At 73.3% G+C, this 6,204-nt stretch carries 5 protein-coding genes; 2 read left to right on the top strand and 3 right to left on the bottom strand.

All coding sequences use genetic code 11. The annotated features are described in order from the left end of the window. Positions 1–250: 250 nt before the first annotated feature. Positions 251–1,267: a nucleoside hydrolase gene (locus ABZ646_RS07325; RefSeq protein WP_360513935.1), complete on the bottom strand. Its 1,017-nt coding sequence runs from the start codon at positions 1,265–1,267 to the stop codon at positions 251–253. 248 nt (positions 1,268–1,515) lie between these two features. Between ABZ646_RS07325 and ABZ646_RS07320 the strand changes: the two genes are divergently transcribed. Next, positions 1,516–2,295: a hypothetical protein gene (locus ABZ646_RS07320; RefSeq protein ID WP_360513932.1), complete on the top strand. Its 780-nt coding sequence runs from the start codon at positions 1,516–1,518 to the stop codon at positions 2,293–2,295. Positions 2,296–2,349: 54 nt separating this feature from the next. On the opposite strand, the gene ABZ646_RS07315 is transcribed toward ABZ646_RS07320, so the two are convergent. Both ABZ646_RS07315 and ABZ646_RS07310 read right to left on the bottom strand, forming a co-directional pair. Next, a complete protein-coding gene (locus ABZ646_RS07315) occupies positions 2,350–3,693 on the bottom strand; it encodes a helix-turn-helix transcriptional regulator (protein WP_360513929.1) in 1,344 nt (447 codons plus the stop codon). A gap of 415 nt (positions 3,694–4,108) precedes the next feature. After that, positions 4,109–5,587 carry a glycosyltransferase family 39 protein gene (locus ABZ646_RS07310; protein ID WP_360513926.1) on the bottom strand — a complete coding sequence of 493 codons (1,479 nt, stop codon included), beginning with the start codon at positions 5,585–5,587 and terminating at the stop codon, positions 4,109–4,111. 338 nt (positions 5,588–5,925) lie between these two features. Between ABZ646_RS07310 and ABZ646_RS07305 the strand changes: the two genes are divergently transcribed. Beyond that, positions 5,926–6,204, top strand: coding sequence for a lactococcin 972 family bacteriocin (locus ABZ646_RS07305; protein WP_360513923.1), 279 nt, complete (start codon positions 5,926–5,928; stop codon positions 6,202–6,204).

The raw sequence follows: 6,204 nt of genomic DNA, 5'->3' as shown, positions 1-6,204 counted from the left end.
GCCCCGGCCGTCCATGACGGCCGGGGCGCACGCGTGTCGGGAGTGGTCGATGCCGCCGTCCGGGGTGCAGCGGGTCGGTTCGTCGTCATGCGAGCTGCCGCGCGGCGGGTCGGCCGGGCAGCCCACCCGGCTCCGCAGCGCGTCCGGCCCTGCCGGCCCCCCGGCCGGGGCGAGGTCGATCGGGTGGTTCCGGCACGGGGAAGGCCACGGTGATCGGCCTGCGGCGCCGAGGAACGACGTGCGGGTGCTCTCAGTTGTTTCCGCGCGGCCCGCCCGCGGCCGTCCTGGTGACCGTCCCCAGATAGAGCCGCACGTATCGCGGCACGTCCACGTCGAGCGCCACGTCCACCATGGCCCGGTCCCGGCCGCCGCCGTGGATCTCGGCCTCGCCGGGGCGGACGCGCCGGTCGACGATCGTCTGTCCCCGGGTCGGACCGGGGGCCAGCGACACCTCGACCGGCAGGAGCCGGGTGGTCAGCCCCTCCGGATCGGCCACGGCACACACCGCACCGGCGTCACCGAGGCCGCCGTCCGGATCGTCGCCGTCGGCGCCGCCGGGGCTCGGGACGGTGGAGCTCGGGACGGCGGGCCGGTGGGCGAGCAGGTCGCCGGCCAGCCGGGCGCCGGGTTCCGTGCTCGCCCGCAGCCGTCGTACCTCCGCGCCCGGCACCACGACCCGCTGGAAGACGTCCAGGCCGTACATGGTGATCGGCACCCCGGCGGTGAGCAGGACGGCGGCTGCCTCGGGGTCGTGCCAGACGTTGAACTCGGCGACCGGCGTGGCGTTCCCGGTGGCGACCGCGCCGCCCATGAACACGATCCGCTCGATGTTCCGGGTGACCTCGGGGTGGGTGCGCAGCAGCAGGGCGATGTTGGTGAGCGGCGCGGTGGGGATCAGGGTGACCGGCCGGGGCGAGGCGAGGATCTCGCGGCGCAGCAGCGTGACGGCGTCGACGTCGACGGGCCGCCGGGTCGGTGCGGGCAGCCCGAGGTCGCCCATCCCGTCCGCCCCGTGCACGTGCCGGGCCGACCGGACCGCCTCGACCAACGGCCGCTCGGCCCCCCGGGCGACCGGAACGTCCCCGGCGCCGGCCCGCTCCAGCACGGTCAGGGTGTTCCGGACCACCCCGTCCACGTCCGTGTTCCCGGCGACACAGGTCACCGCCCGCAACTCGAGCCCCGGGTGCCGAACGGCGAACAACAGGGCGAGGGCGTCGTCGACCCCGGTGTCGCAGTCGATGACCACAGGAATTCGCTGACCGGCCATGGGGGCTCCTTCCGCCGACGCGACTCTATGCGGCGCGTCGGAACCTTTCAGGGGCGGGTGACCTCACTGCCCGGGGACACGCCCGTGGCCCCCTCGGAGTCATCCCCGAACGGCCGCCCGGTCAGCGGCAGCACGGTGGTGCCGGTCGCCGGTCACCCGGACGGACCGCAGCGGTGGCGGGCGGGACCGGGCGGTGATCACGTGGGAGCAGCCGTTTTCGCTGGTTCCGGTCCCGGGGAGGCCCCGTCATGAGAGTCACCGTCTCCGGTCTTGCCGTGGTCGGTCTGCTCGCCGTCTCCGCGTGTACGGCCGGCACCTCGCCGCCGGGCGCCGCGTCCGACTCCGCCCGGACCGCCGCCGAGCGGCCCACCCCGGCCAGCCCCGCCGCCTCACCCGGCGCCCCCGGCCCTCCGGTGCTCACCGTCGACCAGGCACAGGCCGCGCTGATCGGCGAGGCCGACCTGGGGGTGCCGTGGACGGCGGCCGACTCCACCGCCACCTGGCACGACGGGCTGCTCAAGGCGACCACCGGGCAACCGGACTGCGGACGGCTGCTCGACGCCCTGTACGCCGAGGACGTGGTCGGCGCTCCGGCCGGACCGCAGGCCGTCGTCGTCCTCGACGACGGCGACGACGCCGCCCAGCTGCGCTACCAGGTGGACGCGAGCCGCGCCGCCGACGTCGACCGGACGCTGGCCTGGCTGCGGACCCTGCCCGGCAGCTGCGGGCGGTTCACGGCACAGACGACCGGCGCGGGTGCCGAACTCGTCCAGGTCGCCGACTCCCGGCTGTCCGGGCTCGGGGACGCACGGCAGGGGCTGCGGGTCACCCTCACCTGGCAGGCGTCCGCCGACGCCGACCCCAGCACCCTCACCCTCGACGTCGCCGTGGTCCGGGTCGGCGACGACGCGATCGTCCTCACCACCGGCGCCCTCGGCACCCTGCCCGCGGACACCACCGAGCAGGTCCTCCGCATCGGCGTCCAGCGCCTCGCCCAGGTACGGGAGAAGGGGCGGGCGCAGGCCTGAGGTGCCGCTGCCACCGAGCACCCCTGTCGCCGAGGCCCCCGCCCCCGCCCCCGCTCACAGCGGTGGCTGGGCCGGGGCCGGGCCCAGGGTCGTCGTGCCGGGGGCCGTGCGGTGGCCGAGGCCGGTGCGGTAGGCGTCGAGGGCCGCCTCCACCCGGCCGGTGCGGCGCAGCAGGTCACCGAGCAGTCGGCACAGGTCCGCCAGGTCGCCGGCCGCGCCCGCCCGCTCCAGCAGGCTCAGCGCCCGCACGTAGTGCTCCTCGGCCGACTCGGTGTCCCTGGCGTCCTCGGCGATGATGCCGAGCAGCCGGTGGGCGGCGGCCGAATGCACGGCACCGCGCTCGGAGTTGAAGTCACCGAGGACGTCCTGGAGGAGTTCGGCGGCCTCGTCCGACTTGCCCCGGCGGTGCAGGACGTCGGCCAGTTCCACGGCGGCCTGACTGCGGTAGAGGGCGGCGCGGGTCTCCGAGAGCATCGTCAGCGCCTCCCGCAACTCGGCTTCGGCACGCTCCAGTTCACCGTTCTGCGCGCAGACGTAGCCGCGCATCCAGTGGCAGTTGGCGAGTTCGGTGCGCAGCTGGAGCTGGCGGTACAGCTCGGCGGCCTTGGCAAGGGAGGCGTCGGCCTCGGCGACCCGGCCCTCGGCGAGCAGGGTGCGGGCGACGGAGCGGTGCATCCGGGCGATCAGGGCGGGGTCGCCGGCCTGCGGGGCGAGGGCGAGGGCGAGTTCGGCGGCCTGGGCGGCACGGGCGTGGGCGCCCATGTCCATGTAGGGGCCGATGGCGGACGCGTACAGGAGCAGCAGCGCGTCCGGGTCGTGCAGGCCGCCCCGGTTGAGCTCGTCGAGGGTGGACTCAAGGAGGTAGACGGCGTACCGGAGTTCACCGGCGAGGTAGTGGCTGACGGCCCGGCCGCGGATCGCGGGGACGCGCACCGGCAGCGGCTCGTCCGCCGTCCACAGCTCGGCCCGCTCGAAGAACTCCCTGGCCTGCCCCAGCTCTCCGGTGTCCAGCGCGCATTCGCCCATGCCGAGCAGCGCGGTGGCCTGTTCCACGGCCAGCCCGAGTGCCTCCGCCTCCTCGAAGAGTGCCGCGTACTGGGCGGCGGCCTCCTCGGCGGCGCCGGTGGCGAGGGTGCGCTGTGCCTCGGTGAGCCGCAGCCTGAGGTCGGTGGCGAGGTGGGCGGGGCGCCCGCTGGCCAGCTCCTCGAAGCCGACACCGAGCCGCCCGGCGATATGGCGGAGCGCCTCGTCGGAGGCCCGCACCCGGCCCGCCTCCAGCGTGGAGATGTAGGCAGGCGTGTAGGCGGGCTCGGCCAACTGTCGCTGGGTCAGCCCCCGTTCGTTGCGCAGCTGCTGCACCCGCCGGCCTATGGTCTCCGGATCGTCCCGTTCCTGCATCCTGCCACTCCCCCCAACTCCCCCTGAACCCCTTGCCGTTGAGCTCTGACAGCCCCTAGGTTAAACGGCGGATTAAACCTGCTTAACCCGCCCCTGTCGTTGCGAGGTCGCCGTGCTCGGACGCTTATCCGCACGCCCTGCCGCACGCCCCCGGTCCCGGATCCGCTCGATCGGGGGGACCCCCGCCTTCCGTAGTATCGCCGCTGCCGTCATCGCGGTGGCGGCACTCATCACGGCCGGCACCGTCGGACCGGCCGGAGCGACGGACGACTCCACCGGTTCCCCGGCCGCGGCACAGCGCACCGTCGGCCACTAGGGCGAGCGTGGTGGCGGAGAACCCGGCCGCCGCCGTCGTCCGGTACGAGGGCCCCCTCTGTGCACGCCCCGGTGCACGGTCATGAGGCATCGTGGACCGCTACCGCCGTGGCGTCCGGCGTTCGTACACCGTCACCCTGCGGCCGCGGATCTGTTCGTCGGAGACCGGGGTGAAGTACTCGCGCAGGACCTGGGTCTTCGCCCGGTCCCGGGCGGCCGTCACCGGGCGGGCCACCCGGGGTGCGTCGGTGACCAGGAGTATGCGGCGCTCGGCGAGGATCGCGGCGCGTATGCGGTCCGGCGTCGCCTCCACGCCCTTCAGGGTGCCGGACCGTTCGGGACTCTCCGTCAGGGCTATGTCCCGCAGCCCCGCGAAGGCGTCCGGCGATACGGACTCGGTGTCCCTGCGGGCCGCCGGCACGAAGAGCACCGCGTTCCCGGTCCGCTTCAGGTGCCGTACGTCCGAGGCCACCGCCAGGACGTCGTCCACCCTGCTCGCCGGGGACCGCTTGGCCAGCGACTGCGGGAGCAGGGCCGCCACGGCCACCGCCAGCACCACGGGCAGGATCCACCGCGACGCCGCCGGGAAGCGGGGCGCGGCCGCCCGTACCGCCGCGCCGACGGCCGCTCCGATCAGCAGCGCCAGCCCGAGCATGCTGTAGAGGACGTAGCGGTCCAGGAACAGCGGCTGGATCAGGGAGAGTGCGACGAGGCCGAGTTGCGGCACCGCCAGCAGCGGCAGGCCCACAGCCGCCGCCGACAGCCGGCCCGCCCGTGCCCGGTCCGGCAGCGCGCAGGCACCGCCGATCGCCAGCAGCACCCCGGGGCCGATCAGCATGTGCCAGGTCAGCGGCGGTATCCAGGACACCTGAGCGGACTGGCCGCGGCTGAACACGATCAGCGGCAGCACACCGGCCGTGGCGCACCCCGCCGCCACCGCCCACCGGACCAGCACCGCACGGTCGGCCCGGATCCACAGCACGGTGGCCAGATGCGCCGCCAGGATCATGAGCGAGAGCCAGTTCAGCAGGCCCATGAGGAGGACGGCGGTGCCGTAGGCGGCCCAGTGGCGCGCGGGGACCCGGCGCTGGAGGGCGGTCACGAGGAGCAGGGTGGAGATCCCGGCCCCTGCCGCCACCAGCGCGTACGGCCGGCCCTCCTGGAGGTAGAACTGCACGGCCGGCAGCAGTCCCAGCGTCATTCCGCCGGCCAGGCCCGCCCAGACGCCGGCCAGGCGGCGGCCGATCAGGGCCACGCAGACCGCCGCGACCGCGGTGGCCAGCACCGACGGCAGCCGCAGGGTCGTGGTGCTGGGGCCGAAGCACTCGAACAGCGCATGCATCAGCAGGTAGTAGAGGCCGTGGACCACGTCGACGTTCCCCAGCATGCGCCAGATGTCGGCCGTGGAGCGCTGGGCCACCTGCCAGGTCGCGGCCTCGTCGCGCCACACGCTGTTCCGGCGTGCCAGACCCCACAGTCCGAAGGCGCATGTCCACAGCAGCGGCAGCAGCCAGACGAGGGGCGTTGCTCCGGGCCGGGAAAAGCGGAATACCGCCTCTGACTTTCGGCCAGTCGACATGAAAAAGGGCTCCTGAAGCGGTCGGCGAAGAGGGTGGCCCGTCAGAAGTCCCGGCCGACTGTGCACCGTAGCACCTCGGTTAAATGCCCTGGCCCAGGCCTTGTTGCACCTGTTCAGGGGCCTGGCGCAACCTATTTATTCACGCCACTGACCGAAAGTGGACCCCGCTTGATTTGCGACAGCTTTACCTCGCGACCCGCTGCTTTTCAGCCAACTCGGCGCCCCATAATGATCCGGCTGTTGCGTCGCGATCACATCCCGTTCAGAGTTCTCAACCGTGCACAGCAAGCCCACGGGAAACTCACAGTGAGAGGTGTTTCACCATGCACAGGAGAAACGTGGTCAAGGCTGCCGTCGCGTCCGCTGCCATCATTTTTGCTGCGGCAACTCCGGCAATCGCCACGACGGTCGACGTGTCCGGCGGAAAGTGGAGTTACGACCAGGGCGCGAACACGGCTTGGTCGAACTACAAGCATCCGTCGAACTGGCACGCCTCGTCGGTGAAGATCGGCAGCGTGACCTTCAAGAGCGGCTGCACGACCCCGGGCCAGTGGTCGCTGGCCTCGGGCACGAAGAACGGCGGCGGCATCTCGTACTACTACGACCCGAGCTGCTGA

Origin of the sequence: Streptomyces sp. NPDC007162, assembly GCF_040634175.1 — a bacterium.
Lineage (GTDB): Bacteria > Actinomycetota > Actinomycetes > Streptomycetales > Streptomycetaceae > Streptomyces.
Note: the sequence above shows the minus strand (reverse complement) of the source record. Positions and strands in the feature narration are given on the sequence as shown.